We start from the raw sequence: 26598 nt of genomic DNA, 5'->3' as shown, positions 1-26598 counted from the left end.
CGCCTGCGCCCGTTGCTCACAAACCTGGTGATTTTCGCCTTCGGTGGTTGTGCACTGTTTGCCACTTCCTACTATGTCGTGCAGCGAACCTGCCAGACGCGACTGATCTCCGACAGCCTCGCGGCCTTCACCTTCTGGGGCTGGCAAGCGGTGATCGTCGGCGCGATCATTACCTTGCCGCTGGGTTACACCACCACCAAGGAATATGCGGAACTGGAATGGCCGATCGCCATTTTGCTGGCCATTGTCTGGGTCACCTACGGTCTGGTGTTCTTCGGCACCATCACCAAGCGCAAAACCAAGCACATCTATGTGGGTAACTGGTTCTACGGCGCGTTCATCGTCGTCACGGCGATGTTGCACATCGTCAACCACGCTTCCCTGCCGGTGAACCTGTTCAAGTCCTACTCCGCCTACTCGGGCGCGACGGATGCGATGATCCAGTGGTGGTACGGCCACAACGCGGTGGGCTTCTTCCTGACCACCGGTTTCCTCGGGATGATGTACTACTTCGTGCCGAAACAGGCTGAGCGTCCGATCTACTCCTATCGCCTGTCGATCGTGCACTTCTGGGCGCTGATCACCCTGTACATCTGGGCCGGCCCGCACCACTTGCACTACACCGCACTGCCGGATTGGGCACAATCTTTGGGCATGGCGATGTCGATCATCCTGCTGGCGCCAAGCTGGGGCGGCATGATCAACGGCATGATGACCCTCTCGGGCGCCTGGCATAAGCTGCGCACCGACCCGATCCTGCGCTTTCTTGTGGTCTCGCTGGCGTTCTACGGCATGTCGACCTTCGAAGGTCCTATGTTGGCGATCAAGACCGTCAACTCGCTCTCGCACTACACCGACTGGACCATCGGCCACGTACACGCCGGCGCTCTCGGTTGGGTAGCGATGATCTCGATCGGCGCGATCTACCACATGATCCCGCGACTGTTTGGTCGTGCGCAGATGCACAGCGTCGGCCTGATCAACGCGCACTTCTGGCTCGCGACCATCGGCACCGTGCTCTACATCGCGTCGATGTGGGTCAACGGCATCACTCAGGGCCTGATGTGGCGTGCAATCAACGACGACGGCACCCTCACCTACTCGTTCGTTGAAGCGCTGCAGGCCAGCCACCCGGGTTACATCGTTCGTGCGCTGGGCGGCGCTTTCTTCGCCAGCGGCATGTTCCTGATGGCTTACAACGTCTGGCGCACCGTGCGCGCCTCGAACCCGGCTGAAGCCGAAGCCGCTGCCCAGATCGCTGTCGTTGGAGCTCACTGATGAAGCATGAAGCTGTCGAGAAGAATATTGGCCTGCTGGCCTTCTTCATGGTCATCGCCGTCAGCATTGGCGGCCTGACCCAAATCGTTCCGCTGTTTTTCCAGGACGTCACCAACAAGCCGGTCGAAGGCATGAAGCCGCGTTCGGCACTGGAGCTGGAAGGCCGCGACGTTTACATCGCCAACGGCTGTGTCGGCTGCCACTCGCAGATGATCCGTCCGTTCCGCGCCGAAACCGAACGCTACGGCCACTACTCGGTGGCGGGTGAAAGCGTCTGGGATCACCCGTTCCTGTGGGGTTCCAAGCGTACCGGGCCGGATCTGGCCCGGGTCGGCGGTCGTTACTCTGATGACTGGCAACGTGCGCACTTGTACAACCCGCGCAACGTGGTGCCTGAGTCGAAAATGCCGGCTTACCCGTTCCTCGTGGAAAACAAGCTCGACGGCAAGGAAACCGCCAAGAAAATGGAGGTTTTGCGCACCCTCGGCGTCCCTTACACCGACGAAGACATCGCCGGTGCACAGGCTGCCGTGAAGGGCAAAACCGAAATGGACGCGCTGGTGGCCTATCTGCAAGGCCTGGGCACCATCATCAAAAGCAAACGGTGAATTAGATGGATATCGGGATGATTCGTGGCCTGGGCACCGTTGTTGTGATGGTGGCCTTCATCGGTCTGGCGTTGTGGGTGTTCAGCCCCAAGCGCAAGTCGGAGTTTGAAGACGCGACCTTGTTGCCTTTTGCGGATGATCCCGAAGCCATCAAGCACGTCGAGCAAGCTTCTAGGAGTAACAAAGAATGACTACATTCTGGAGTCTGTACGTCACAGTCCTCAGTCTCGGTACGATCTTCGCCCTGACCTGGCTGTTGCTGTCGACCCGCAAGGGCCAGCGCAGCGAACAGACGGACGAGACGGTCGGGCACTCCTTCGACGGGATCGAGGAGTACGACAACCCACTGCCGAAATGGTGGTTCATGCTGTTTGTCGGCACCATCGTTTTCGCCTTGGGTTACCTGGTGCTGTACCCGGGTCTGGGCAACTGGAAAGGCCTGCTGCCGGGTTACAACTACCTCGATAACGACAAGCAGACCGCGTTCGCCAACGGCCAGACCGGCTGGACCGGCGTGCACGAGTGGGAAAAGGAAATGGCCCGTTCGGACGCCAAGTTCGGTCCGATCTTCGCCAAGTTCGCCGCCATGCCGATCGAAGAAGTCGCCAAGGATCCGCAAGCACTGAAAATGGGTGGCCGTCTGTTCGCCTCCAACTGCTCGGTGTGCCACGGCTCCGACGCCAAGGGTGCTTATGGCTTCCCTAATCTGACCGACGCCGACTGGCGCTGGGGCGGCGAGCCGGAAACCATCAAGACCACCATCATGGGCGGTCGTCACGCGGTGATGCCGGCCTGGGCTGAAGTGATTGGCGAGCAAGGCGTGGCCGATGTCGCGGCATTCGTCGTGACCAAACTCGATGGCCGCAAACTGCCGGAAGACACCAAGGCTGACCCGGAAAACGGCGGCAAACTGTTCGCCGCCAACTGCGTGGCCTGCCACGGTCCGGCCGGCAAAGGCACTCCCGCCATGGGCGCGCCTGACCTGACCCACCCGGGTGCATTCATCTACGGCTCGAGCTTCGCGCAACTGCAGCAGACCATCCGTTACGGCCGTCAGGGCCAGATGCCGGCGCAGGAACAACTGCAAGGCAACGACAAGGTGCACCTGCTGGCGGCTTACGTTTACAGCCTGTCCCACGGTGAAAAAGCTCCGGAAGCCGACGCCCGATAAGCCCGGTTTGCGTTGCAACGAAAGCCCTCGCCACTCACCTGGCGGGGGCTTTTTTATAGTCGACTGGTAAAGATCGACTTTACCGGCACCGTTGCCACCGGCGTACGTTTACGCCACTGGTTGCCCTCCACCAGACTCACTTCCAGTTGTTTGCGATCCCTGGAAAAACTGGCAGTCAGGTACGTTTGCCGCGAGGCCGCACCACTGAGGAACATCGGCACGCTGCCGATGTAACTCATGCTGCCGCCATCGGCATGGAAATGGCCGGCGAACATCGCCGTCACCTGGTACTTTTCGATCATCGCGCGAAAGCGCTTTTGCTCATCCCAACTGCCCGCCCAATCATAGGGTTTGTGCATGTTGATAATGATCACCAATCCCTGCATCCGCGCTATCCGCAAATCATTCTCCAGCCAGTCCAGCGACTGCTTGATATCGAACGTGGTTGGATTCAAGGCATGGGAAATCTTCACTTGGTAAGTCGGTTCATTGTTCAGTTGCACCAGATGCACTTCACCAATGCTCTTCGAGTAAGCCAGACTTCCCAGATAATGCTTATTGAGAAATCCTCCGGTAACTGCAAGATCCATCTGATCGACCTTATCAACATGATGATCGCGATAATCGACGATACTGCCCGCTGCGCAACTCTCGCTAAAGCAGTCATTGACATTGTTCTGATAGTCGTGATTACCCAGCCCGTAAAGATAGTCATCAGCAAAATATTTCTGCAGCATCCCCCCCATAAACGAGCGTTGCCAGCCGTGGCCGAACGCGGTCATGTCGCCGTTGATCATCAGCGGTACTGTGCTCTGCCCGCCCATCTCGTTGCGGAACTGCGCAATGCTCGCGAATTGGCTTTCAACCAGCCATTTCGAGCGTTTTTCAAAGTCCGCGCTCGATTCCTCTTCACCGCTGTCCGATTTTTCCGTCCACGGATATTGGGGGTCCGAGGCAAATACCATGTGCTGTGGAACGCCTTCGTCTGCATGGGCAAAAGAAGCCAGCGATGACAGGCACAGCCCGGCGAGAGTTTTTTTAACATCCTTTATATTCATGAAACTCCATTGTTACCTTGTTCTATAAACATCAATACGCAACTGCCGAAGAACAGCGCAAAAAACCAAGTTATTCGAGAAGCCCGCAACTTTAAAACCTGACAATTAACTGATTATATTTCGAGCACATGGATATCACGCACATAAAGCGGCAAGCAGACGGCCCCGCCAATGTGTATTGGTGGGGCTATTCTGTTGGCGCTTCATACCTTGAGACACTTGTCTGATGGACTCGATTGACCATCGGCGATAGGGTTTTCAGCAGCCCGATGATCCGCATCGGAGTAACTTCAAGGATGAAGCTGCCATGTTGAATGATGACAACACGCAACTACCAGACGAGCAGGACCTCGCTGAAACCGAGCAGTCTTGCGACTCATCGAATCACGCCCTGAGTCCCGCTGTGCTGAGCCTCGGCACGCCGCTGCAACCCGATGCCAACAGCACCACGAAACCGCACAGGAATACCGGCAGTCTCGACAGCCTGGGCGGTGGTCGGCTTCCCTGAGTTTTGAAACGAAGCCTGATTCAAGCCGAGATGGCTTCTGCTTCGCGCGAAGCCGTCTCCACACATGCCAGCCATCGCCCGACCAACGGACGTATGAGCCATGCTCCTTCCAATTGCCGCACTGACGGTGAAGTAGTAACGTTGCTACATCTGCAATCCGAGAGGTCGACCATGATGGCAATCACCACCATCTCCAGCCGTGAGTTCAATCAGGACACCAGCAGCGCCAAGAAGGCTGCACGCCTGGGCCCTGTGATCATTACCGACCGCGGCAAGGCTTCTCACGTCCTGCTGAGCATCGAGGAATATCAGGAACTGAGCGGTACAAACGCAAACATTGTTGATTTGCTAGTCATGCCGGAAGCCGCCGACATCGAATTCGAAACCGAGCGTGCGGTCATCATTCATCGTCCCGTGGATCTATCCTGATGTATTTACTCGACACCAATGTGATATCCGAACTTCGCAAGCCGCAAGCTGATGCCAATGTCGTCAATTGGGCGAAAAGCGTGCTGGCTCCAAGCCTGTATCTTTCGGCCATTACCCTGAAAGAACTGGAAACCGGGGTGCTGCGCATGGAACGGCGCGATCCTGCTCAAGGCAAGGTTTTGCGCAGCTGGCTGATGCGCCACGTCATGCCGGCATTCGACGCACGAATCCTGCCGGTGGACGCTGCTGTGGCACTGCGTTGTGCCAGTCTGCATGTACCCGATCAGGCCAATGAAAGCGACGCATTGATTGCAGCCACCGCGCTGGTTCACGGACTCACTGTCGTTACTCGCAATGTCGGTGACTTTCAATCGAGTGGTGTTTCCCTGATAAACCCCTGGGAACAATGAATTAGCGACCGCGCCAAAACTGTCCATACTCAACAAGTCAATTGACCTGCATCAGGCTTTGCTACATTCGCTACACCATTCAGGCTTCGCCCCCAACGCGACCAAAGGTCGCACCCTTGAGCCAGAGCGACAGGCGTATCATTGCGCCACTGCAACACCCCATTTTGACCGCGGTTGGCACGTATCGACCGAGGCATTTTTCCACTGCCGTGGGATGCAATGATGAGCAACCAGATTCCGGTACACGACGTCACGCCACCAAGCAAAAACGCGAACAACAGCGTTGACCTTTACGCCTCACGAGAAAAAATCTACACCCGCGCTTTCACCGGCCTGTTCCGCAACTTGCGGATGATGGGCGGCGCCGCATTGTTCCTGCTGTATTTCGGTACGGTGTGGCTGAACTGGGGCGGCCACCAGGCCGTGTGGTGGAACTTGCCAGAGCGCAAATTCTTCATCTTCGGTGCAACGTTCTGGCCACAGGATTTCATCCTGCTTTCGGGCCTCTTGATCATCGCTGCGTTCGGCCTGTTCTTCATTACCGTTTATGCCGGCCGCGTCTGGTGCGGGTACACCTGCCCGCAAAGTGTTTGGACATGGATTTTCATGTGGTGCGAAAAGGTCACCGAAGGCGACCGCAACCAGCGCATCAAGCTCGACAAGGCGCCGATGAGCGCCAACAAATTCCTGCGTAAAGCCGCCAAGCACGTGATGTGGCTGCTGATCGGCTTCGTCACCGGCATGACCTTCGTCGGTTATTTCTCGCCGATCCGCGAACTGGTCTTCGAATTCTTCACCGGCCAGGCCGATGGCTGGTCGTATTTCTGGGTCGGCTTCTTCACCCTCGCCACCTACGGCAACGCCGGTTGGTTGCGCGAGCAGGTGTGCATCTACATGTGCCCGTACGCGCGCTTCCAGAGCGTGATGTTCGACAAGGACACGCTGATCGTTTCCTACGATCCGCGTCGCGGCGAAAGCCGTGGCCCGCGCAAGAAAGGTATCGACTACAAGGCCCTGGGCCTCGGTGACTGCATCGATTGCACCATGTGCGTGCAGGTCTGCCCGACCGGCATCGACATCCGCGACGGCCTGCAGATCGAGTGCATCGGTTGCGCCGCGTGCATCGACGCCTGCGACAGCATCATGGACAAGATGGATTACCCGCGCGGCCTGATCAGCTACACCACCGAACACAACCTGTCGGGACAGAAAACCCATAAACTGCGGCCACGCCTGATCGGCTATGCCGTGGTGTTGCTGGCGATGATCAGCCTGCTGGTCACCGCGTTCGTCATGCGTTCGCTGGTCGGTTTCGATGTCAGCAAGGACCGTGTGCTGTACCGCGAAAACGCTGAAGGCCGGATCGAAAACGTTTACAGCCTGAAGATCATGAACAAGGACCAGCGCGATCACACCTATGTGCTGGAAGCCGCCGGGTTGCCGGATCTGCGCCTGCAAGGCAAGCGCGAGATCAAGGTCGCGGCCGGCGACATCGTCAGCATGCCGGTCGAGTTGTCGAGCGCACCGGAACAACTGCCATCGAGCACCAACGAGGTGAAATTCATCCTCAAGGATGCCGATGACGACAGCGTCCACGTTGAAGCCAAGAGCCGATTCATCGGCCCCCAAATCCGTTGAGAGAACTGAACATGCCCGCAGCAAACGCCGCAAGTCCTTGGTACAAGCACCTCTGGCCATGGATCATCATCGGGATTCTGGCCTGTTCGGTGACCCTGACTCTGTCAATGGTGACCATTGCGGTGAACAACCCGGACAATCTGGTCAACGACAACTACTACGAGGCGGGCAAGGGTATCAACCGTTCGCTGGATCGCGAGTTGTTGGCGCAGAATTTGAAGATGCGTGCGGCGGTGCATCTGGATGATGTTACTGGTGAGGTTGATTTGCGCCTGAGCGGCGACAGCCAGCCGAAGACCCTTGAATTGAACCTGATTTCGCCGACACAACCGGAAAAGGATCGCAAGATCGTCCTGACCCGCAGCGAAACCGAAGCAGGCCGCTACATCGGTCAATTGGGCGACAAGGTCGAAGGTCGCCGGTTTGTCGAATTGCTCGGCAGTCAGGATGACCATGTGTGGCGCATGTTCGAAGAAGAGCTAGTGAGCCATGACAAGGATCTGCTGCTGGGTGACGAGCCGCTGCAAGGCGCCGAAGACCTCAAGAAGTAACCCGATACCCCTATGTAGGAGCTGCCGCAGGCTGCGATCTTTTGATCTTGTTTTAAAGTCAAAAGATCGCAGCCTGCGGCAGCTCCTACACGGGGGTGTAGTGAATCAGCAGTATTAGTGAACACTCGATGACCAGCCCACTCCCCTGCTACCACTGCGCCCTGCCCGTTCCGTCTGGCAGCCGCTTCACCGCTGTCGTGCTCGGACAATCCCGCGAGTTCTGCTGCCCGGGCTGTCAGGCTGTGGCCGAAGCCATCGTCGCCGGCGGTCTGGAAAGCTACTACCAACACCGCAGCGAAGCCTCGGCCAACCCCGAAGCATTGCCGGTGCAATTGGTCGATGAACTGGCGCTGTACGATCGCGCCGACGTCCAGCAACCCTTTGTGCGCCACCAAGGGGAGCTGGCCGAAACCACCCTGCTGATGGAAGGCATCAGTTGCGCCGCGTGTGGCTGGCTGATTGAAAAACACCTGCGCACGCTGCCCGCCGTCGCCGAGGCGCGGCTGAACCTGTCCAACCATCGCCTGCACGTGAGCTGGACCGACGCGCAATTGCCGCTGAGCCAGATCCTCGCCGAACTGCGCCACATCGGTTACGCCGCCCATCCCTATCAGGCTGATCGCGCCAGCGAACAACTGGCCAGCGAAAACCGCCTGGCCCTGCGCCAGCTCGGCGTCGCCGGGCTGCTGTGGTTCCAGGCGATGATGGCGACCATGGCCACCTGGCCGGAATTCAACATCGACCTCAGCCCCGAGCTACACACGATCCTGCGCTGGGTGGCGCTGTTCCTGACCACGCCGATCGTGTTCTACAGCTGCGCGCCGTTCTTCAAAGGCGCGATGCGCGATTTGCGCACACGACACCTGACCATGGATGTCTCGGTGTCGCTGGCGATCGGCAGCGCCTACATCGCCGGGATCTGGACCTCGATCACCGGTGTCGGCGAGTTGTACTTCGACGCAGTGGGCATGTTCGCGCTGTTCCTGCTCGCCGGACGTTACCTGGAACGCCGCGCACGGGAACGCACAGCGGCTGCCACGGCCCAACTGGTCAATCTGTTGCCCGCTTCGTGTCTGCGCCTGGACAACCACGGCCAGAGCGAACGCATTCTGCTCAGCGAATTGCGCCTGAGTGATCAAATCCTCATCCCGCCCGGTTCGATTCTGCCGGCAGACGGCAAGATCATCGATGGCCAATCGAGCATCGACGAATCACTGCTGACCGGCGAATACCTGCCGCAACCGCGCATGCCCGGTGATGCTGTGACCGCCGGCACGCTGAATGTCGAAGGCGCGCTGACCGTGGAAGTGCAGGCGCTGGGCCAGGACACACGACTGTCGGCCATCGTCCGCCTGCTCGACCGCGCCCAGGCGGAAAAACCGCGGCTGGCGGAAATTGCCGACCGCGCCGCGCAATGGTTCCTGCTGCTGTCGCTGATCGCCGCTGCCGCCATCGGCCTGCTGTGGTGGGAACTGGATTCTTCGCGCGCGTTCTGGATCGTCCTCGCCATGCTCGTCGCGACCTGCCCGTGCGCACTGTCGCTGGCAACGCCGACTGCCCTCACCGCCGCCACCGGCACCCTGCACAAACTCGGCTTACTGCTGACGCGCGGGCATGTGCTGGAAGGCTTGAATCAGATCGACACGGTGATCTTCGACAAGACCGGCACCCTCACCGAAGGCCGGCTGGTACTGCGTTCGATTCGCCCACTCGGCGCGCACGACAGCGACCAATGCCTGAGCCTCGCTGCCGCGTTGGAAAACCGCTCGGAACACCCGATTGCCCGCGCCTTCGGCCGTGCGCCGCTCGCCGCTGAAGACGTCCAGAGTACGCCGGGACTTGGCCTCGAAGGGCTGGTCGGCGAGCAGCGCTTGCGCATCGGTCAGGCCGAGTTTGTCTGTGCTCTCAGCGGCGCCGTTGTGCCGGCCATGCCGAACGAGGCCGGCCAATGGTTGCTGCTCGGCGACGCTCAAGGCCCGCTGGCGTGGTTCGGCCTCGACGACCGCTTGCGCGACGACGCCCCCGCCCTGCTCGCCGCGTGCAAGGCGCGTGGCTGGCGCACATTGCTGTTGTCCGGCGACAGCTCGCCGATGGTCGCTAGCGTGGCGGCGGAACTGGGTATTGATGAGGCTCGTGGCGGTTTGCGTCCCGACGACAAGCTGCAAGTGCTGCAACAACTGCACAAGGAAGGCCGCAAGGTGCTGATGCTCGGCGACGGCGTCAACGATGTGCCGGTGTTGGCTGCCGCTGATATCAGCGTGGCCATGGGCTCGGCCACGGATCTGGCGAAAACCAGTGCCGATGCCGTGCTGCTGTCCAATCGTCTCGACGCCTTGGTCCAGGCCTTCACCCTCGCGCGGCGAACCCGTCGGGTAATCATCGAGAACCTGCTGTGGGCGGCGCTGTACAATGGCCTCATGTTGCCATTCGCCGCCCTTGGCTGGATCACTCCGGTGTGGGCCGCCGTCGGCATGTCGATCAGTTCGTTGACCGTGGTGCTCAATGCCTTGCGCCTGACTCGCTTGCCGAGCCCGGCGCCAGTCAGCCACCGCTCAGAAACCCGCCCGCTGCCGGCCTGAGCCGCGCGGGCCTGGAGTACAGATGCCAGCTCTCTACGTGATGATCCCGGCCGCACTGCTGATCGTGGCCATCGCCGTGTACATCTTCTTCTGGGCGGTGGACAGCGGGCAGTACGACGATCTCGACGGCCCGGCCCACAGCATCCTGTTCGACGATCAGGATCCGAACCACACTGCTGCGGTGGACGAAGCCAACGCCAGCAAAGCAGACGACAAGGCCCCGCCCGATGCTTGAACTGGTGCCACTGCTGATCTCGGCGCTGATCCTCGGCTTGCTCGGTGGCGGCCATTGCCTGGGCATGTGCGGCGGTTTGATGGGCGCGTTGACCCTGGCGATTCCCAAGGAGCAACGCAGCCGACGTTTCCGCTTGTTGCTGGCGTATAACCTGGGCCGAATCCTCAGTTATGCCACGGCGGGCTTGCTGATCGGGCTGGCGGGTTGGGCGGTGGCGAACAGTCCTGCAGCGTTGTTCATGCGTGTGCTGGCCGGGTTGTTGCTGATCACCATGGGTTTGTATCTGGCCGGCTGGTGGAGCGGGCTAACGCGCATTGAAAGTCTCGGACGCGGTTTGTGGCGCTACATCCAACCCGTCGCCAACCGTTTGCTGCCGGTGTCGAGTCTGCCCCACGCGCTGCTGCTTGGCGCGTTGTGGGGCTGGCTGCCGTGCGGGCTGGTTTACAGCACATTGTTGTGGTCGGCGAGTCAGGGCAACGCGCTGGACAGTGCGTTGTTGATGCTTGCGTTTGGGCTCGGCACCTGGCCGGTGCTGCTCGCCACGGGCCTCGCGGCAGAACGCGTCACGGCCATTTTGCGCAAGCGCAGCGTGCGCATGGCGGGTGGTTTGCTGGTGATTGTGTTTGGCATCTGGACATTGCCGGGGCCGCATCAGCATTGGTTGATGGGCCATTAAGATCAAAAGATCGCAGCCTTCGGCAGCTCCTACCTTTGGAATGCGTTTCCCTGTAGGAGCTGCCGAAGGCTGCGATCTTTTGATCTTATGCTGTTGATGCAAATCAAGATGCCCCTGCGCGCCCTCCCCTAGACTCGCCACACTGCCAGCCTATCCGGGGGAATGCCCGCATGCTCGACGCCATTCGTTGGGACTCTGATCTGATCCGCCGCTACGACCTGGCGGGGCCGCGCTACACCTCTTATCCGACGGCCGTGCAATTTCACAGTCAGGTCGGCACCTTCGACCTGTTCCATGCCCTGCGTGACAGCCGCAAGGCCCTGCGCCCGTTGTCGCTGTATGTGCATGTGCCGTTCTGCGCGAACATTTGCTACTACTGCGCCTGCAACAAGGTCATCACCAAGGATCGCGGCCGCGCCCTGCCATACCTGCAACGGCTCGAACAGGAAATCCAGCTGATCGCCTGTCACCTCGACCCGACGCAAAAGGTCGAGCAACTGCACTTTGGCGGCGGCACTCCGACTTTTCTCAGCCACGACGAACTGCGCCAGTTGATGGCGCACCTGCGCAAGCATTTCAATTTGCTCGATGACGATTCCGGCGATTACGGCATCGAAATCGACCCGCGCGAAGCCGACTGGTCCACCATGGGCTTGTTGCGCGAACTCGGCTTCAATCGGGTCAGCATCGGCCTGCAAGACCTCGACCCGACGGTGCAGCGTGCGGTCAATCGCCTGCAAAGCCTGGAAGAAACCCGCGCCGTGATCGACGCCGCGCGCACCCTGCAATTTCGCTCGATCAACATCGACTTGATCTACGGCCTGCCCAAGCAGACCCCGGACAACTTCGCCCGTACCGTGGAAGAGGTGATCAGCCTGCAACCGGACCGGCTCTCGGTGTTCAACTACGCGCACTTGCCGGAGCGCTTCATGCCCCAGCGGCGGATCAATGCCAGTGAATTGCCTGCGCCCGCGCAGAAACTGGAAATGCTCGAGCGCACCATCGAACAGCTCACCGCCGCCGGCTATCGCTACATCGGCATGGATCACTTTGCCCTGCCCGACGACGAACTGGCGATTGCCCAAGAGGAAGAAACCCTGCAACGCAACTTCCAGGGTTACACCACTCACGGCCATTGCGACCTGATCGGCCTGGGCGTTTCAGCGATCAGCCAGATCGGCGACCTGTATTGCCAGAACAGCAGCGACCTCAACGAATACCAGCACACCCTCGCCGCCGCGCAACTGGCAACCAGTCGAGGCCTGGTATGCAATGCCGACGATCGGCTGCGGCGCGCAGTGATTCAGCAACTGATCTGCAATTTCAGCCTCGACTTCGCCGAGATCGAACAGCAATTCAATGTCGATTTTCAGGGATATTTCGGTGCGCTGTGGCCGCAACTGCAAGGCATGGCCAACGACGGTCTGATTGAGCTTGATCGCGAAGGGATCAAGGTGTTGCCGGCCGGGCGCCTGATGGTGCGCTCGGTCTGCATGGTGTTCGACGCCTACCTGGAACAGCAGAACCGACAGCGATTCTCGCGGGTGATCTAGTTTTTCATCAGCAGCGAACCGACTTTCAGGTTCTGATCTGCCGTGAGGCCCGACTGCCCGACCACTTTCGACAAGGCAAGATTGGCCGTGATCAACCCGGTGTTCAGCGCGGCGATGGCGCCGCGCAGGGTGGCAGTCTTGGTGATCTTTTCTTCGTTGGAAAGACGCTTGTCAGCCATCACCGCTTCGATGAGCGCCTTTTTCTCGGCAATCTCTTTTTGAAATTTACGGATCATCTTCAACAATTGCTGGATGTTCTCAGGCAGTCCGCTTTCTTCGATATCGCGATTATCGCCGCCAGCGCCGGCAGATTTTTCGATGGACGCTCCAGACAGCGACACTTTGACACCTTCGACCAAGGTCGGGGTTGCTTCCTCGGTCGAGCCCGCGTCGCGTGCACTGCCCGAAGACGCTTTAAACGTCTCCGGCAATGCCGCAACGTCGCTGCCAGCGGGGCCCAGCGTGCCAATGGCGGCCATCGAATCGTTCCTTGTATGCGTTCTGATACCTGTTTATCGGCGGCTTGCCCTGCGGCTTTATGGCTGTGGGACAAAGTCGCCGTAGACTGGCCTGAATGTCCTCTCGTGGGTTACCCTTACAGCTTATGTGTGTTTTCCCACAAGGATTTAAGAAATGTCCGAGCCAGTCAAACTGCGCGCTCATAACCAGGCCCATTGCAAGGATTGCAGCCTGGCCCCTCTCTGCCTGCCACTTTCTCTGAATCTGGAAGACATGGATGCGCTGGACGAAATCGTTAAACGCGGCCGCCCGCTGAAAAAAGGCGAGTTCCTGTTCCGTCAGGGCGACACGTTCGATTCCGTTTATGCAGTACGCTCCGGCGCCCTGAAGACCTTCAGCCTCAGCGACAGCGGCGAAGAACAACTGACCGGTTTCCACCTGCCGAGCGAACTGGTCGGCCTGTCCGGCATGGACACCGAGAAACACCCGGTGTCGGCCCAGGCGCTGGAAACCACCTCGGTCTGCGAAATCCCCTTCGAACGCCTCGACGAACTGGCCCTGCAATTGCCGCAACTGCGCCGTCAGTTGATGCGTGTGATGAGCCGCGAAATCCGCGACGACCAGCAAATGATGTTGCTGCTGTCGAAGAAAACCGCCGACGAGCGCATCGCCACGTTCCTGGTCAATCTGTCCGCCCGCTTCCGCGCGCGCGGCTTCTCAGCCAATCAGTTCCGCCTGGCAATGTCGCGTAACGAAATCGGCAACTACCTCGGTCTCGCGGTGGAAACCGTGTCCCGGGTGTTCACCCGTTTCCAGCAGAACCAATTGATTGCCGCCGAGGGCAAGGAGATTCACATCCTCGACCCGATCCAGCTCTGCGCGCTGGCCGGTGGCTCGCTCGAAGGTTAATGTCGATCTGCGGTTGAGCGAAGCGTTTCAGCCGCGGGTATACTGCGCCGTTTGCAGCCCTGCCAGGACACCTCGACGATGGTCTTCGACTCCTTCGACATCAAATCGCTTATCCGCCCAGTGATCGACTTCCCGAAACCGGGCGTGATCTTTCGCGACATCACCCCGCTGTTCCAGTCGCCAACCGCCCTGCGTCTGGTGATGGACAGCTTCGCCCACCGCTATGTCGAAGCCGACTTCACCCACATCGGCGCGATGGATGCCCGTGGTTTCCTGATCGGTTCGGTGCTGGCCTATCAGTTGAACAAACCGCTGGTATTGTTCCGCAAGCAAGGCAAACTGCCAGCGGACGTGTTGGCCGAAGGTTACGCAACCGAGTACGGTGAAGCGTTTCTGGAAGTGCACGCCGACAGCCTGTGCGAAGGCGACTCGGTGGTGATGTTCGATGACTTGATCGCCACGGGCGGCACGCTGATCGCAGCAGCCAATCTGATTCGCCGCATGGGCGCGCGGGTGCATGAGGCGGCGGCGATTATTGATTTGCCGGAGCTGAATGGGTCGCAGCGTTTGGAAGATATGGGCATTCCTACCTTCTGCCTGACGCAGTTTGCCTTGACCGATAAGTAAGTAGCGCCCTTCAGGCCGCCATCGCGAGCAGGCTCACTCCTACAATTTGGAATGCGTTCCCCCTGTAGGAGTGAGCCTGCTCGCGATGAGGCCAGTAGCCCCAGCAACCATTCAAAGCCCCATCTGCTTACTGATGATCTCGTTCATCACCTCCCGCGTCCCGCCGCCAATCGACAGAATGCGGTTATCCCGATACAGCCGTTCCACCAGACTCTCACGCATATAACCCAACCCACCCAGAATCTGCACCGCCTCGGTGGTGATCCGGTCCGAAGTGTCCGTGGCAAAGTTCTTCGCCATGGAAATCTCCTTGATCACACTCTGCCCCGCCGCCATCTTCGCCGCTTGCCGGTAAGTGAACTCCCGCGATACCTCCAGTGCAGTCGCCATCTCGGCGAGCCGATGTTTGATCACCTGAAACTTGCCGATCGGTTTGCCAAACGCTTCACGCTCGCGCGCCCATTTCAGGCTCTGTTCCAGCGCAAGCTGCGAGGTCATGTTGGCCATCAGTGCCAGCGCCAGTCGTTCGCTCTGAAAGTTGCCCATGATGCAGGCGAAGCCCATGTTCTCGGCGCCGATCAGGTTTCCAGCAGGCACGCGGCAATCGTCGAAGAACAATTCAGCGGTGTCCGACGCCCACCAGCCCATTTTCTTGAGCTGACGGCCGACGGTGAAACCGGGCGTGCCCTTCTCGATCAACAACAGGCTGATACCGCCGAAACCCGGCGCACCGGTACGCACCGCGACGGTGTAGAAATCCGCGCGCACGCCACTGGTGATAAAGGTTTTGCTGCCGCTGACCCGGTAGACATCGCCGTCGCGCACGGCGCGGGTTTGCAGGTTGGCAACGTCAGAGCCACCACCGGGTTCGGTGACTGCCAAGGCGCTGATTTTCTCGCCGCCAAGCACTTGAGGCACAACACGATCCCGCACCTGGGGACGGGCCCATTTGACGATCGGCGGCAAACCGATATCCAGCGAGCCAAGCCCTGCTACCAGCCCGCCTGAGCCACAGCGCATCAGTTCCTCACTGGCGGCAACCTTGGCGAACAGATCGCCTTCATGGCTGCCACCCAGCGCCTCGGGGTAACCGATGCCGAGGATGCCGGCGGCGCCAGCCTTCAGGTACAGCTCACGGGGGAAGCTTGCGGCTTCTTCCCACTGATCGATGTCCGGCAGGATCTCGCGCTCCACGAAACGTCGGACACTGTCGCGGACCAATTGGTGGCTGGGATCGAAGTATTCCTGAAAGGCAGGCATGGGCGAGCTCCACGGAAGGGTTCGCCGAACTTAACCGAGCGCTTGCTTGGTTTACAAGATGCAGAAGATCAAAAGATCGCAGCCTTCGGCAGCTCCTACATTGGAAATACGCGTTTCCCTGTAGGAGCTGCCGAAGGCTGCGATCTTTTGATTTTTATCAGAGAGAAATGGGTTTCCGCCCGGCAAACGAATGCGCCAACGTGCCGCCATCGACCAGCTCCAGCTCACCGCCCAACGGCACGCCGTGAGCAATCCGCGAGGCAATCAGGCCTTTGTTGTTCAGCAACTGCGCGATGTAATGCGCCGTCGCCTCACCTTCCACCGTCGGATTGGTCGCCAGAATGACTTCGGTAAACGTCCCCGCTTCTTCAATCCGCGTCATCAACTGCGGAATGCCGATCGCCTCAGGCCCCAGGCCATCAAGCGGCGACAAATGCCCCTTGAGCACAAAGTAGCGCCCACGGAAGCCGGTCTGCTCGACGGCATACACATCCATCGGCCCTTCCACCACGCACAGCAACGTGTCGTCGCGGCGGGTATCGGCGCATTGCGGGCACAGATCGTCTTCGGTCAGCGTGCGGCACTGACGGCAGTGGCCGACGCCTTCCATGGCCTGGCTGAGTGCCTGCGCCAGACGCAAGCCGCCGCTGCGGTCACGCTCGAGCATCTGCAACGCCATGCGCTGGGCGGTTTTCTGACCCACGCCCGGCAAGGTGCGCAAAGCGTCGATCAGTTGGCGAATCAAAGGGCTGAAGCTCATGGGTAAAAAGTCCGACAAAACGACGAGACGCGGTTTATACCCGCGCCTCTGGCCAGCGTCAAATACTCAGTCCTGTGCAACCCGCACCACCAGTTTGCCGAAGTTGCGCCCCTCCAGCAGACCGATAAACGCCTCGGGCGCCTGCTCCAGACCATCGACCACGTCCTCGCGGAATTTCACCTTGCCGTCGCGCACCCACGGCACCATGTGGCTGATGAACTCCGGCTGACGATCACCGTAGTCGTCGAACACGATAAAGCCCTGAATGCGCACGCGCTTGGTCAACAATGTGCGTTGCAGCATCGGCAGGCGATCCGGGCCTTGCGGCGCCTCGGAGGCGTTGTAACCGGCAATCAGCCCGCACAACGGGATGCGCGCCTTTGGGTTAAGCAACGGCACTACGGCATCGAATACGTGACCACCGACGTTTTCGTAATAGATGTCGATGCCATCAGGGCAGGCTTTGGCCAGTTGCTCGGCAAAATCGGCAGCCTTGTGATCGATGCAGGCATCGAAACCCAGTTCCTCGACCACGTATTTGCACTTCTCGGCTCCGCCCGCCACGCCGACCGCCCGCAGGCCTTTGATCTTCGCCACTTGACCGACCACTGAGCCCACCGCGCCGGATGCAGCGGCTACGACTAGCGTTTCGCCTTCTTTAGGCTGACCGATGTCCATCAACCCCATGTACGCGGTCATGCCTGGCATGCCCAACACACCCAGGGCCATCGACGGGCTCGGCAGCCCGGCCGGGATTGGAATGATGTTGCGGCCGTCGCTGATGCTGTGGCTCTGCCAGCCGGTGGTGCCAACGACCAGATCACCTTTATGGAATTTCGGATGACGCGAATCCTCGACACGACTGACAGCGCCGCCGGTCATCACTTCGCCGATTTGTACCGGGGCAGCGTAGGACGGTGCATCGCTCATGCGTCCGCGCATGTAGGGATCGAGGGACAGGTACAGGGTTTTCAGCAACACCTCGCCATCCGCAAGATCCGGCAGCGCCTCGCGTTCGAGACGAAAGTTTTCCGGGGTCGGCGCGCCGACCGGGCGCGAGGCGAGGACGAAACGTTGGTTGAGCGTGAGAGGGTCGGACATGTCAGCGTCTCCTGTGAAGTGTGAATTCAGCGGGTATAGGGAGCAGACCGTTGAGGCTTTTGCGCGTTCGATGTTTATTCAGGTGCCGGGGCTGATCGTTCCCATGCTCCGCGTGGGAATGCCGCAACGGACGCTCCGCGTTCGGCTCTGTACTTGGGACGCGGAGCGTCCCGGGCTGCATTCCCACGCAGAGCGTGGGAACGATCAGTCAGAAACAAAAATGCCAGGCGCAAGGCCTGGCATTTGTGTAGCTCATCTGCCGCCGATTGGCGAATCAGAATGGCAGTTTCATACCGGCTGGCAGGTTCATGCCGGCGGTCATGTTGCCCATTTTGTCCTGGCTGTTCTTTTCGATCTTGCGCACAGCGTCGTTGACGGCGGAGGCAATGACCGCTTCCAGCATTTCTTTGTCGTCTTCGCTCATGCCTTCGACCAGGCTTGGGTCGATGCTCACGCTTTTGACGTCGTGACGACCGGTCATCACCACGGTGACCATGTCGCCGCCGGCCTTGCCGGTGACTTCAGCGTTGGCCAGTTCTTCCTGCATCTTGGCCATTTTTTCCTGCATCTGCTGCGCCTGCTTCATCAGGCCGGCCATGCCACCTTTCATCATGGGAATCACCTCAAAAGTACTTGGATCAAAACAGCGCCCGGCCTTCGAGGCCAGGCACCTTCAGTTATTAGCCTTGGGCGACCAAGGCATCGACAGGTTCAATAGTATCGTGTCGCACGACGGCACCGAACTGCTGCACCATCTGCTGGATGAACGGATCACCATGGATCGATTCCTCCGCCTCACGCTGACGGTTGGCACGGCGACGGGACGCGGCCTGAGCCGGGGTTTCCTGCTCGGGCTTGATCAGCTCGATGGTCAGGGTCAACGTGCGACCGTGGAACTGGTTCAACGCATCGTTTAGACGACGCTGTTGCGTGGCGTTGAACAGTGCGCTGTGCGCCGGGTCGAGGTGCATCAGCCAATGGTCGCCATCGACGCCGATCAACGTGCAATTGGCGGCGATGCTGCCGGTCATGCCGGAGATCGGCAATTTCGGGAACAGCTCCAGCCATTGCAATGCCAGACCAGTGGCCGGTGCCGCAGCCGGTTCTGGCTCGGGCTCCGGGGCTGGCTCGGCAGCGTGTTCACTGGCCAGTTCGTCGAGGTAGCTGTAAGCCGAATCCATGTCCGGTTCGATATAGTCCTCGTCGAGCGGCGGCTCGTCGTCCAGGTCCATGCCTGGTGTAGCGGCATCGACGTCGGCGACCGAAGGCTCGGGAATCGGTGCTGCAGCCCATTCTGGGGCCTGCGGAACGACGCTGTCCGGGGTCGGCAACGGCATCGGCGGCAACTCGGGTTGCTCGGCGGCGGTTTCCAGCACCGGTTCGACGGCAGGTTGCTGCGCGGGTTCGGGCTCTGGCTCCGTCTCGGGCTCTACCGGGTCATTCCACGGCAGGTCGACGACGGCTTCGGCAACGACAGGCGCGGGCTCAGGTTCTGGCGCGGCAACAGGAGCAACCGGCGCGGGCTCGGGAGCCGGTGCAGGCGCTGGTACCGCCACGGGTGCCGGAGCTGGAGCCGGCGCAACAGCAGCAGCGACTACCGGCGCAGGTTCAGGCGCGGCAGCCACTGAGTTTGCGGAATCAACTGTGGCCTGGCTGATCCCCACTGGCTTTAGCGGTTGCCTCGGCGCGTCCGCCGTATCAGCGGGCCGGAAGGCCAGCATCCGCAGCAGGACCATTTCGAAGCCACCGCGCGGGTCCGGCGCCAGCGGCAAATCGCGGCGACCGATCAGGCCCATCTGGTAATAGAACTGCACGTCTTCGGCTGGCAAGGCCTGCGCCAGTGCCAACACGCGATCGCGGTCGCCATGGCCGTTGTCGACACCTTCCGGCAGCGCCTGAGCGATCGCCACACGGTGCAGCACGTTGAGAATTTCCGAGAGCACGCCGTTCCAGTCCGGGCCTTGTTCGGCCAGGTGACGCACGCCTTCGAGTAGCGCTTTGGCGTCCCCCTCGATCAACGAATGCAGGACATCATAGACCTGACCATGATCCAGCGTGCCGAGCATCGCCCGTACGTCGGTAGCGAGCACCTTGCCTTCACCGAAGGCGATCGCCTGATCGGTCAGGCTCATGGCATCCCGCATCGAACCGTCAGCGGCGCGACCGAGCAGCCACAGTGCATCGTCTTCGAACGGCACGTTTTCGGCAGTGAGGACGTGGGTCAAATGCTCGACCACGCGCTCCGGCGTCATGTTCTTCAGCGAGAACTGCAGGCAGCGCGACAAAATCGTTGCCGGAAGTTTCTGCGGATCAGTGGTCGCGAGGATGAACTTGACGTACGGCGGCGGCTCTTCAAGGGTTTTCAGCAGCGCATTGAAGGAATGGCTGGAAAGCATGTGCACTTCGTCGATCAGATAGACCTTGAAGCGCCCACGGCTCGGCGCGTACTGCACGTTGTCGAGCAGCTCGCGGGTGTCTTCGACCTTGGTGCGGCTCGCGGCGTCGATCTCGATCAGGTCGACGAAACGACCTTCGTCGATTTCACGACACACCGAACACTCGCCGCACGGACTGGAAGTGATACCTGTCTCACAGTTCAGGCATTTGGCAATGATCCGCGCAATCGTGGTTTTACCCACCCCGCGCGTACCGGTGAACAGGTACGCGTGGTGCAGCCGCTGGCTGTCCAAGGCATTGATCAGAGCCTTGAGCACATGGGTCTGGCCGACCATTTCGCGGAACGAGCGCGGACGCCATTTACGTGCAAGAACCTGATAACTCATCGAAAACCGTCGCAACGAAGGAAGCTGAAGCGGCTAATGCTAGCGGAGCAAGGGCAAAATTGCATCCGGTGTCCTCGTCTAATATGGCTAAGCTGCATCAGCAGAGGCTTTTATCGGCTCAGGAGCGGGAATTACCGGAGCGTTTATGCGGTGGGCCGTGGGGGCGTTGCTGGGAATCAGCCTGAATGTGACGGCAGCGGAAACCCCGTTGCGCTTCGCCATGCCCGACAGCTGGGCCATGCCCATGGTGCAATACGAACGCGGCCGCCCGACCCAAGGCATTCTCTATGATCTGATGCTCAGCCTGGCCACGCAGGTCGGCGTACCGGCCGAGTTTCACGTCCTGCCCCGCGCCCGCGTGCAGAGCACCATGGAACACGGTGAAATAGATGTGCGCTGCTATGCCGCGCAGTCGTGGCTGCCGAATCAGTCGGGGGATTACATCTGGAGCCTTCCGCTGTTCTTCCAGCGCGATCTGTTGATCAGCCGCAAGGACCAACCCGCCAGCGCCGACCCTGCGCATTTGCCCCGCCAATCCATCGGCACCGTTCTCGGCTACACCTACCCGACCCTGCAACCGTTGTTTGATGCTGATCGACTGCAGCGCGAAGATGCGCGCAACCAAGAACAGGTGCTGGAGAAGCTGATGGCCGGGCGTTATCGCTATGCGGTGAGCAATCAGTGGACGCTGGACTGGTTTAACCAGCGCTTGATGCCGGAGCAGCAACTGCAAGGGGTAGCGGTGTTGCAGGAGCAGAAGGTCGGTTGCTATGTGCGCAATGATCCGAAAGTGCCGGTGCAACGGATATTGCGCACGTTGTTGCGGATGAAAATGTCGGGGGAGATTGATGAGATTATCCGGCTCTATACCGGATCCTCTGAAGGCACCCCATAACCCCTGTAGGAGTGAGCCTGCTCGCGATGGCGTCCTGTCTCCCAAAAATGAACTGACTGACACACCGCCATCGCGAGCAGGCTCACTCCTACAAGGAATTTGTGCCGACCTGACAAATCGCAGACACAAAAAAACCGCAGTGGGCGAAACCCATGCAGTTCTGGTTGAAGCGTTCGATTGTTCGTTAAGGTGGCAACCCCACCAGCCACACCCCGGCACACAATGTTCCCGCTGTGGCTGCTGCCTTCCGGCTCTGACCAGGTTCACGGGTAATCGTTGCGGGGGGACCGATGGGGTCACCATAACGACGCTTGCCTGTCGGCGAGCCGCGCCATTGTACCTATCTGAGACGAAGTTACAACCGTTGGTTGTAGATTAAAAATATGAATCGCTTCAAGGACATAAAGATCGTCCGATCGCGGCCCGAGCCTTCGGCAGCTCCTACAGGGCCAGAACCTCGTCCGCCCTGCCGCCCGCCTGCTGGATCACCAGATGAATGAAGTGCAGCTTGGCAATCGCCGCCGCTGGCAGCACGAACGGGTAGAAATCCGGCTGGCCCATGCTGCGCGACAATTCGTTGAGCATGCCGGCCAGTTCAATCCACGCGTTGACGAATGACAGAAACGCCGCGCCACCGGGGTGCTCAGGGTCATACAAGGTGCTGGTCGGAAACGGCTGGTAGTCGAAATCCATTTCCCGCGCGCTCATGCCGAAGCCCAGTGCGGTGTCGACGGCGTCCATCATGTGCAGGTAGTGCGCCCAGGTTTCCGCCCAGTCTTCCCAAGGGTGCATGGTTGCGTAGGCGCTGACGTATTGTTGCGGCCAGTCGAGTGGCGCGCCTTGTTGATAATGGCGATCCAGCGCCTCGGCGTAACTGGCGCGCTCGTCGCCGAATAGATCTCGGAATGAACCGAGCCAGGGGCCGTTGGCGATCAGGCGATCCCAGTAATAATGGCCGACCTCATGGCGAAAATGCCCGAGCAGCGTGCGATACGGCTCGTGCATCTGTGCCCTCACCTGCTCGCGGTGGGCATCGTCAGCCTCTTTGATGTCGAGGGTGATCAGGCCGTTGGCGTGGCCGGTCATCGGCGCATTGCCTTCGAGGTCGACGCCAATGAAATCGAAGGCCAGACCGGTGTCTTCATCCACGGTTTTCGGGATGACGGTCAGGCCCAGGGTAATCAGTTGCGCGACGAGACGCCGCTTGGCGATTTCGACTTTGCGCCAGCGTTCGGGATTGTCCGGGTCGGACAGGTCGGGGATGGTGCGATTGAGGCTGCAGGCGACGCACAGGCTGTCGTGATCGTTGGCCGGCAGCAGCCAGTTGCACGCGGCAGCGGTGTCGAGGTTGGCGCAACGGCGGAACAGCCCAGCGTCGGGGTTGGCGTCAAGCGTCCAGGTGCCCGCGTATGGCCCCGGTTGCAGCGAGGTCAGGCGACTTTCTTCGGGTTGATAACCGAGCAAGGCATTACACGCCAGGCACTGGCTGTTGCGAAAGAACAGCGACTGACCGCAGCGGCACGGCCAGACTTTGCTGTTGCGTGAGGATTCGCCCATGAACGGCGCGATGATGCGGGAACTGAGCTGCTCGAAAAAGCGGTGCATGGCGATCTCTCCCTGGGGCTTGCCAAGACTAGATCATTCTCGCGGGTTGATCGTTCCAACGCTCTGCGTGGGAATGCATCCAGTGACGCTCTGCGTCACAACGGACGCGGAGCGTCCGGGGGCGGCATTCCCACGCGGGAGCGTGGGAACGATCAGGTCAGGCGGAGATGCCGTGGGTTTTGAGGAAGGCGATAAAGGTTTCTTCGTCCATCACTTTCACGCCCAGCTCATTGGCCTTGGTCAATTTGGAGCCAGCACCGGGACCTGCGACCACGCAATGAGTCTTCGCCGACACCGAACCGGCAACCTTGGCGCCGAGGCTTTCAAGGTGATCCTTGGCCACATCACGGCTCATTAACTCGACCTTGCCGGTCAGCACCCAAGTCTCCCCGGAAAGCGGCAAGCCCTCGACGACTTTCTTCTCGCTCTGCCAATGCATGCCGAAATCACGCAACTGCTTCTCGGAGGCCTCGGCCAGTTGCCGGTTCTCAGGCAAGGCAAAAAACTCGCGAACAGAATTGGCCTGTTTTTCCGGCAACGCCTGACGCATATCCAGCCAATCGGCGTTCATCACCGCTTCCAGCGAACCAAACTTGTCCGCCAGTTTCTGCGCGCCACCAGGGCCGACCGAAGGAATGTGCAGCTTGTCGAGGAAACCACCCAGCGTGGTGCTGGCGGCAAACTCGGCGCCCAACTCGCCCTGATCCTGAATCTGCAAACCATGACCGAGCAACTCGGTAATCACCTGCTGGTTATGCGCATCTTCGAAGAAACTGTGAATCTCATGCGCCACCTCCAGACCAACGTCCGGCAGGTAGGTCAGCACTTGCGGAAGCGCCTGCTGCACACGCTCCAGTGAACCCAGCGAGCGTGCCAGCACCTTGGCGGTCTCTTCGCCGACATCAGGAATGCCCAGCGCATAAATGAACCGTGCCAGTCCAGGCTTCTTGCTGTCCTCGATGGCCGCCAACAGCTTGTTGCTCGATACCTCGGCAAAACCTTCGAGGTCGACGATGTCGTCGAACTTCAGCGCATACAGATCCGCCGGCGAACTGACCAGACCTTCATCGACCAATTGCTCGACACTTTTGTCGCCAAGGCCTTCAATGTCCATCGCCCGACGCGAGACGAAGTGGATGATCGCCTGCTTCAACTGCGCACCGCAGGCCAGACGCCCGACGCAACGATACACCGCGCCTTCACTGACGGTTTCCTTGCCCTTGCTGCGCTTGATCAGTTGCGTGCGCTCGACGTGGGAGCCACACACCGGGCAGCTCTCGGGAATCTGCACCGCGCGCGCGTTTTCCGGACGCCGATCCATGACCACTTGTACGACTTGCGGAATCACATCACCGGCGCGGCGGATGATCACGGTATCGCCGATCATCAGGCCCAGGCGCGCGACTTCATCCATGTTGTGCAACGTGGCGTTGGCCACAGTGACACCGGCAACCTTGACCGGCTTCAGTCGTGCGACTGGCGTGACAGCCCCCGTGCGGCCGACCTGAAATTCGACGTCGAGCAACTCGGTGAGCTCTTCCATCGCCGGGAATTTGTGCGCGATTGCCCAACGCGGCTCACGGGCGCGGAAGCCCAGTTCGCGCTGATCGGCAATGCTGTTGACCTTGAACACCACGCCGTCGATTTCATAGGCCAGATCATTACGTCGCGCGCCGATATCGCGGTAGTAATCCAGGCACTCGTCGATGCCTTTGGCCAATTTCAATTCGTGGCTGATCGGCATGCCCCACTGCTGCAACTGCTTGAGGTTGCCGATGTGGGTGTCGGAAATATCGTGGGAAACCTGACCGATGCCGTAGCAGCAGAATTCCAGCGGACGGTTGGCGGTGATCTTCGAATCGAGCTGACGCAAGCTGCCGGCCGCGGCGTTGCGCGGGTTGGCGAAAGTCTTGCCGCCGACTTCCAGTTGCGAAGCGTTGAGACGCTCGAAACCGGCCTTGGACATGAACACTTCACCGCGCACTTCCAGCGTCGCCGGCCAGCCTTCGCCGTGCAGCTTCAGCGGAATATTGCGCACGGTGCGCACGTTGACGCTGATGTCTTCGCCCGTAGTGCCGTCGCCGCGCGTGGCGCCGCGTACCAATACGCCATCCTGATACAGCAGGCTGACCGCCAGGCCATCAAGTTTCGGTTCGCAGCTGTATTCCACTGCCGCGCCACCGCCGAACAGATCGCCCGCGGGGATATCCAGACCTTCGGTGACGCGGCGATCGAACTCGCGCATGTCGCTTTCTTCGAAGGCGTTGCCGAGGCTGAGCATCGGCACTTCGTGGCGCACCTGGGTGAACGCGGTGAGTGCCACGCTGCCGACACGCTGGGTAGGCGAGTCGCTGCTGATCAGTTCCGGGTTGGCCGCTTCCAGCGCCTTGAGCTCGTGGAACAACCGGTCGTACTCGGCGTCCGGAATGCTCGGCTCGTCGAGGACGTGATAACGGTAGTTGTGCTGATCAAGTTCAGCGCGCAGTTCAAGAATGCGGTTTTCGACGGCGGTCATGGGTGTTCTCTCATAAAGCAAAAGAGCAGCCGAGGCTGCTCAATCTATATTGCCGACTGCCTCTTGTGCCGAGGCAATCTTTTCAATCAACGCTTCTGGGTCAAGGCGCGACGTTCGAATTCGACGATGCGCTGACGGTAGTGCTCGATGGTCTGCGCGGTCAGAACACTGCGCTGGTCATCTTTCAGCTCGCCGTTCAGTTCCTGCGACAGCTTGCGGGCTGCGGCCACCATCACGTCGAAGGCCTGCTTCGGATGACGCGGACCTGGCAAGCCGAGGAAGAAGCTCACCGCCGGGGTGCTGAAATGGTCGATGTCGTCGAGATCAAAGATGCCCGGCTTGACCGCGTTGGCCATGGAGAACAGCACTTCACCGTTGCCAGCCATGCTTTCGTGACGGTGGAAAATATCCATCTCGCCAAAACGCAGACCGCTTTCCAGGATGTTCTGCAACAGTGCCGGGCCTTTGAAGCCGGCAGCGTCGCGGCAGATCACGCTGATCACCAGCACTTCTTCAGCTTGCGGCTGGTCTTTGTCGACCACCGCCGGCGAAGGCTTGGTGTCTTCAACGAAATCGTCGTCACGGCTGCTGAAGCTCGGGCCGTCGTCCAGATCCAGATCCAGATTCAAGTCGCCCTGCGCCGAACCCTTGCCGCCGCGCTTGCCACGTTTCGAGGCGGTTTCGCGAGGCTCGCGTGCTTCGCGGGCCGGCATGCTCACCGACGGCAAATCGTGTTCGTCCAGTTGCGGCTCTTTATGCGTATCCAGAACGCGGGCCGGGCCCAACAGCTCAGCGCTGGTGTCCTCGTCCGGCAGGTTGGACAGACTTCGGTCAAGACGGAATTTCAGTTTTCCCTTGCCGCCGCGCATACGGCGCCAGCCATCGAAAAGAATACCGGCTATCACAATGATGCCGATGACGATCAGCCACTCGCGCAGACCGATTTCCATGTAATCCCGTGCCTCTATAAAAAATGCTGAAAAATAATTG

At 60.0% G+C, this 26598-nt stretch carries 26 protein-coding genes and 1 other RNA gene; 16 read left to right on the top strand and 11 right to left on the bottom strand.

The window, feature by feature from the left end; translation table 11 throughout:
* The 4 genes from ccoN to ccoP all read left to right on the top strand — a co-directional run.
* On the top strand, positions 1–1278 hold a 1278-nt coding region (gene ccoN, locus ACIPIZ_RS27075), incomplete at its 5' end, for a cytochrome-c oxidase, cbb3-type subunit I (protein WP_401168482.1).
* The gene (gene ccoO / locus ACIPIZ_RS27070; protein ID WP_077571866.1) at positions 1278–1886 is read left to right on the top strand and encodes a cytochrome-c oxidase, cbb3-type subunit II; all 609 of its coding nucleotides are present in this window, start codon (positions 1278–1280) and stop codon (positions 1884–1886) included. The genes ccoN and ccoO, both read left to right, overlap by 1 nt.
* 5 nt (positions 1887–1891) lie before the next feature.
* Positions 1892–2077, top strand: coding sequence for a CcoQ/FixQ family Cbb3-type cytochrome c oxidase assembly chaperone (locus ACIPIZ_RS27065; protein ID WP_003175465.1), 186 nt, complete (start codon positions 1892–1894; stop codon positions 2075–2077).
* Positions 2074–3057: a cytochrome-c oxidase, cbb3-type subunit III gene (gene ccoP, locus ACIPIZ_RS27060; RefSeq protein WP_064391306.1), complete on the top strand. Its 984-nt coding sequence runs from the start codon at positions 2074–2076 to the stop codon at positions 3055–3057. Before ACIPIZ_RS27065 ends, ccoP begins: the two co-directional genes overlap by 4 nt.
* Before the next feature lie 53 nt (positions 3058–3110).
* Here the strand turns inward: ccoP and ACIPIZ_RS27055 are convergent, their stop codons facing one another.
* A complete protein-coding gene (locus tag ACIPIZ_RS27055; RefSeq protein WP_401168477.1) occupies positions 3111–4115 on the bottom strand; it encodes a metallophosphoesterase family protein in 1005 nt (334 codons plus the stop codon).
* 307 nt (positions 4116–4422) lie between these two features.
* On the opposite strand from ACIPIZ_RS27055, the gene ACIPIZ_RS27050 reads away from it, so the two are divergent.
* From ACIPIZ_RS27050 to hemN, 9 genes are all read left to right on the top strand, one after another.
* Entirely contained in the window at positions 4423–4623 is a 201-nt protein-coding gene (locus tag ACIPIZ_RS27050) for a hypothetical protein (protein ID WP_064391304.1), read from the top strand.
* Between the two features lie 174 nt (positions 4624–4797).
* Positions 4798–5052 carry a type II toxin-antitoxin system Phd/YefM family antitoxin gene (locus tag ACIPIZ_RS27045; protein WP_064391312.1) on the top strand — a complete coding sequence of 85 codons (255 nt, stop codon included), beginning with the start codon at positions 4798–4800 and terminating at the stop codon, positions 5050–5052.
* On the top strand, positions 5052–5462 hold the full coding sequence (locus ACIPIZ_RS27040; RefSeq protein ID WP_064391303.1) for a type II toxin-antitoxin system VapC family toxin: 411 nt from the start codon (positions 5052–5054) through the stop codon (positions 5460–5462). The genes ACIPIZ_RS27045 and ACIPIZ_RS27040 overlap by 1 nt, the downstream gene beginning before the upstream one ends.
* Positions 5463–5684: 222 nt before the next feature.
* Positions 5685–7100 carry a cytochrome c oxidase accessory protein CcoG gene (gene ccoG / locus ACIPIZ_RS27035; RefSeq protein ID WP_064391302.1) on the top strand — a complete coding sequence of 472 codons (1416 nt, stop codon included), beginning with the start codon at positions 5685–5687 and terminating at the stop codon, positions 7098–7100.
* 11 nt (positions 7101–7111) lie between these two features.
* Positions 7112–7651, top strand: coding sequence for a FixH family protein (locus ACIPIZ_RS27030; protein WP_064391301.1), 540 nt, complete (start codon positions 7112–7114; stop codon positions 7649–7651).
* A gap of 128 nt (positions 7652–7779) precedes the next feature.
* Positions 7780–10230 carry a heavy metal translocating P-type ATPase gene (locus ACIPIZ_RS27025; protein ID WP_122661765.1) on the top strand — a complete coding sequence of 817 codons (2451 nt, stop codon included), beginning with the start codon at positions 7780–7782 and terminating at the stop codon, positions 10228–10230.
* Between the two features lie 22 nt (positions 10231–10252).
* A complete protein-coding gene (ccoS, locus tag ACIPIZ_RS27020) occupies positions 10253–10465 on the top strand; it encodes a cbb3-type cytochrome oxidase assembly protein CcoS (protein ID WP_064391299.1) in 213 nt (70 codons plus the stop codon).
* Entirely contained in the window at positions 10458–11141 is a 684-nt protein-coding gene (locus tag ACIPIZ_RS27015; protein WP_401168470.1) for a sulfite exporter TauE/SafE family protein, read from the top strand. The genes ccoS and ACIPIZ_RS27015 overlap by 8 nt, the downstream gene beginning before the upstream one ends.
* Positions 11142–11311: 170 nt before the next feature.
* Positions 11312–12694, top strand: coding sequence for an oxygen-independent coproporphyrinogen III oxidase (gene hemN, locus ACIPIZ_RS27010; RefSeq protein WP_064391297.1), 1383 nt, complete (start codon positions 11312–11314; stop codon positions 12692–12694).
* Here hemN and ACIPIZ_RS27005 read toward each other — a convergent pair.
* The gene (locus tag ACIPIZ_RS27005) at positions 12691–13173 is read right to left on the bottom strand and encodes a hypothetical protein (protein WP_064391296.1); all 483 of its coding nucleotides are present in this window, start codon (positions 13171–13173) and stop codon (positions 12691–12693) included. The two genes, hemN and ACIPIZ_RS27005, sit on opposite strands and share 4 nt — an antisense overlap.
* A 154-nt stretch (positions 13174–13327) precedes the next feature.
* Here ACIPIZ_RS27005 and fnr point away from each other — a divergent pair, with 154 nt between their 5' ends.
* Together fnr and ACIPIZ_RS26995 are read left to right on the top strand one after the other, a co-directional pair.
* The gene (gene fnr / locus ACIPIZ_RS27000; RefSeq protein ID WP_008088813.1) at positions 13328–14062 is read left to right on the top strand and encodes a fumarate/nitrate reduction transcriptional regulator Fnr; all 735 of its coding nucleotides are present in this window, start codon (positions 13328–13330) and stop codon (positions 14060–14062) included.
* 78 nt (positions 14063–14140) lie between these two features.
* Complete coding sequence (locus tag ACIPIZ_RS26995; protein WP_038365388.1) at positions 14141–14689, top strand: adenine phosphoribosyltransferase; 549 nt, start codon at positions 14141–14143, stop codon at positions 14687–14689.
* 111 nt (positions 14690–14800) lie between these two features.
* On the opposite strand, the gene ACIPIZ_RS26990 is transcribed toward ACIPIZ_RS26995, so the two are convergent.
* From ACIPIZ_RS26990 to dnaX, 5 genes are all read right to left on the bottom strand, one after another.
* Complete coding sequence (locus tag ACIPIZ_RS26990) at positions 14801–15949, bottom strand: acyl-CoA dehydrogenase family protein (RefSeq protein ID WP_105707915.1); 1149 nt, start codon at positions 15947–15949, stop codon at positions 14801–14803.
* 157 nt (positions 15950–16106) lie between these two features.
* Positions 16107–16709 (bottom strand): recombination mediator RecR, encoded by a 603-nt coding sequence (recR, locus tag ACIPIZ_RS26985; protein ID WP_122854382.1) that lies wholly within the window; start codon positions 16707–16709, stop codon positions 16107–16109.
* A 66-nt stretch (positions 16710–16775) separates the two neighbouring features.
* Entirely contained in the window at positions 16776–17810 is a 1035-nt protein-coding gene (locus ACIPIZ_RS26980; protein ID WP_401168463.1) for an NADP-dependent oxidoreductase, read from the bottom strand.
* A gap of 274 nt (positions 17811–18084) precedes the next feature.
* Positions 18085–18423 (bottom strand): YbaB/EbfC family nucleoid-associated protein, encoded by a 339-nt coding sequence (locus ACIPIZ_RS26975; protein WP_016984747.1) that lies wholly within the window; start codon positions 18421–18423, stop codon positions 18085–18087.
* 67 nt (positions 18424–18490) lie between these two features.
* Positions 18491–20593 carry a DNA polymerase III subunit gamma/tau gene (gene dnaX / locus ACIPIZ_RS26970; RefSeq protein ID WP_064391292.1) on the bottom strand — a complete coding sequence of 701 codons (2103 nt, stop codon included), beginning with the start codon at positions 20591–20593 and terminating at the stop codon, positions 18491–18493.
* 145 nt (positions 20594–20738) lie between these two features.
* On the opposite strand from dnaX, the gene ACIPIZ_RS26965 reads away from it, so the two are divergent.
* Complete coding sequence (locus tag ACIPIZ_RS26965) at positions 20739–21488, top strand: ABC transporter substrate-binding protein (protein WP_122661769.1); 750 nt, start codon at positions 20739–20741, stop codon at positions 21486–21488.
* A gap of 196 nt (positions 21489–21684) precedes the next feature.
* Here ACIPIZ_RS26965 and ffs read toward each other — a convergent pair.
* From ffs to zipA, 4 genes are all read right to left on the bottom strand, one after another.
* Positions 21685–21781, bottom strand: an RNA gene (gene ffs / locus ACIPIZ_RS26960) — signal recognition particle sRNA small type.
* A gap of 148 nt (positions 21782–21929) precedes the next feature.
* Complete coding sequence (locus tag ACIPIZ_RS26955) at positions 21930–23093, bottom strand: putative zinc-binding metallopeptidase (RefSeq protein WP_150647152.1); 1164 nt, start codon at positions 23091–23093, stop codon at positions 21930–21932.
* Between the two features lie 157 nt (positions 23094–23250).
* Positions 23251–25608: an NAD-dependent DNA ligase LigA gene (gene ligA / locus ACIPIZ_RS26950; RefSeq protein WP_401168461.1), complete on the bottom strand. Its 2358-nt coding sequence runs from the start codon at positions 25606–25608 to the stop codon at positions 23251–23253.
* An 86-nt stretch (positions 25609–25694) separates the two neighbouring features.
* Positions 25695–26558 carry a cell division protein ZipA gene (zipA, locus tag ACIPIZ_RS26945; RefSeq protein ID WP_105707903.1) on the bottom strand — a complete coding sequence of 288 codons (864 nt, stop codon included), beginning with the start codon at positions 26556–26558 and terminating at the stop codon, positions 25695–25697.
* Positions 26559–26598 lie beyond the last annotated feature (40 nt).

The sequence above is a fragment of the Pseudomonas sp. NPDC087690 genome, assembly GCF_044743175.1.
Classification (GTDB): domain Bacteria; phylum Pseudomonadota; class Gammaproteobacteria; order Pseudomonadales; family Pseudomonadaceae; genus Aquipseudomonas.
Note: the sequence above shows the minus strand (reverse complement) of the source record. Positions and strands in the feature narration are given on the sequence as shown.

Bases quoted from the DNA above. Each gene is read 5' to 3' on its own strand.
- ccoO (WP_077571866.1), top strand. From the start codon at position 1,278: ATGAAGCATGAAGCTGTCGAGAAGAATATTGGCCTGCTGGCCTTCTTC.
- ACIPIZ_RS27065 (WP_003175465.1), top strand. From the start codon at position 1,892: ATGGATATCGGGATGATTCGTGGCCTGGGCACCGTTGTTGTGATGGTG.
- ccoP (WP_064391306.1), top strand. From the start codon at position 2,074: ATGACTACATTCTGGAGTCTGTACGTCACAGTCCTCAGTCTCGGTACG.
- ACIPIZ_RS27055 (WP_401168477.1), bottom strand. From the start codon at position 4,115: ATGAATATAAAGGATGTTAAAAAAACTCTCGCCGGGCTGTGCCTGTCA.
- ACIPIZ_RS27050 (WP_064391304.1), top strand. From the start codon at position 4,423: ATGTTGAATGATGACAACACGCAACTACCAGACGAGCAGGACCTCGCT.
- ACIPIZ_RS27045 (WP_064391312.1), top strand. From the start codon at position 4,798: ATGGCAATCACCACCATCTCCAGCCGTGAGTTCAATCAGGACACCAGC.
- ACIPIZ_RS27040 (WP_064391303.1), top strand. From the start codon at position 5,052: ATGTATTTACTCGACACCAATGTGATATCCGAACTTCGCAAGCCGCAA.
- ccoG (WP_064391302.1), top strand. From the start codon at position 5,685: ATGAGCAACCAGATTCCGGTACACGACGTCACGCCACCAAGCAAAAAC.
- ACIPIZ_RS27030 (WP_064391301.1), top strand. From the start codon at position 7,112: ATGCCCGCAGCAAACGCCGCAAGTCCTTGGTACAAGCACCTCTGGCCA.
- ACIPIZ_RS27025 (WP_122661765.1), top strand. From the start codon at position 7,780: ATGACCAGCCCACTCCCCTGCTACCACTGCGCCCTGCCCGTTCCGTCT.
- ccoS (WP_064391299.1), top strand. From the start codon at position 10,253: ATGCCAGCTCTCTACGTGATGATCCCGGCCGCACTGCTGATCGTGGCC.
- ACIPIZ_RS27015 (WP_401168470.1), top strand. From the start codon at position 10,458: ATGCTTGAACTGGTGCCACTGCTGATCTCGGCGCTGATCCTCGGCTTG.
- hemN (WP_064391297.1), top strand. From the start codon at position 11,312: ATGCTCGACGCCATTCGTTGGGACTCTGATCTGATCCGCCGCTACGAC.
- ACIPIZ_RS27005 (WP_064391296.1), bottom strand. From the start codon at position 13,173: ATGGCCGCCATTGGCACGCTGGGCCCCGCTGGCAGCGACGTTGCGGCA.
- fnr (WP_008088813.1), top strand. From the start codon at position 13,328: ATGTCCGAGCCAGTCAAACTGCGCGCTCATAACCAGGCCCATTGCAAG.
- ACIPIZ_RS26995 (WP_038365388.1), top strand. From the start codon at position 14,141: ATGGTCTTCGACTCCTTCGACATCAAATCGCTTATCCGCCCAGTGATC.
- ACIPIZ_RS26990 (WP_105707915.1), bottom strand. From the start codon at position 15,949: ATGCCTGCCTTTCAGGAATACTTCGATCCCAGCCACCAATTGGTCCGC.
- recR (WP_122854382.1), bottom strand. From the start codon at position 16,709: ATGAGCTTCAGCCCTTTGATTCGCCAACTGATCGACGCTTTGCGCACC.
- ACIPIZ_RS26980 (WP_401168463.1), bottom strand. From the start codon at position 17,810: ATGTCCGACCCTCTCACGCTCAACCAACGTTTCGTCCTCGCCTCGCGC.
- ACIPIZ_RS26975 (WP_016984747.1), bottom strand. From the start codon at position 18,423: ATGATGAAAGGTGGCATGGCCGGCCTGATGAAGCAGGCGCAGCAGATG.
- dnaX (WP_064391292.1), bottom strand. From the start codon at position 20,593: ATGAGTTATCAGGTTCTTGCACGTAAATGGCGTCCGCGCTCGTTCCGC.
- ACIPIZ_RS26965 (WP_122661769.1), top strand. From the start codon at position 20,739: ATGCGGTGGGCCGTGGGGGCGTTGCTGGGAATCAGCCTGAATGTGACG.
- ACIPIZ_RS26955 (WP_150647152.1), bottom strand. From the start codon at position 23,093: ATGCACCGCTTTTTCGAGCAGCTCAGTTCCCGCATCATCGCGCCGTTC.
- ligA (WP_401168461.1), bottom strand. From the start codon at position 25,608: ATGACCGCCGTCGAAAACCGCATTCTTGAACTGCGCGCTGAACTTGAT.
- zipA (WP_105707903.1), bottom strand. From the start codon at position 26,558: ATGGAAATCGGTCTGCGCGAGTGGCTGATCGTCATCGGCATCATTGTG.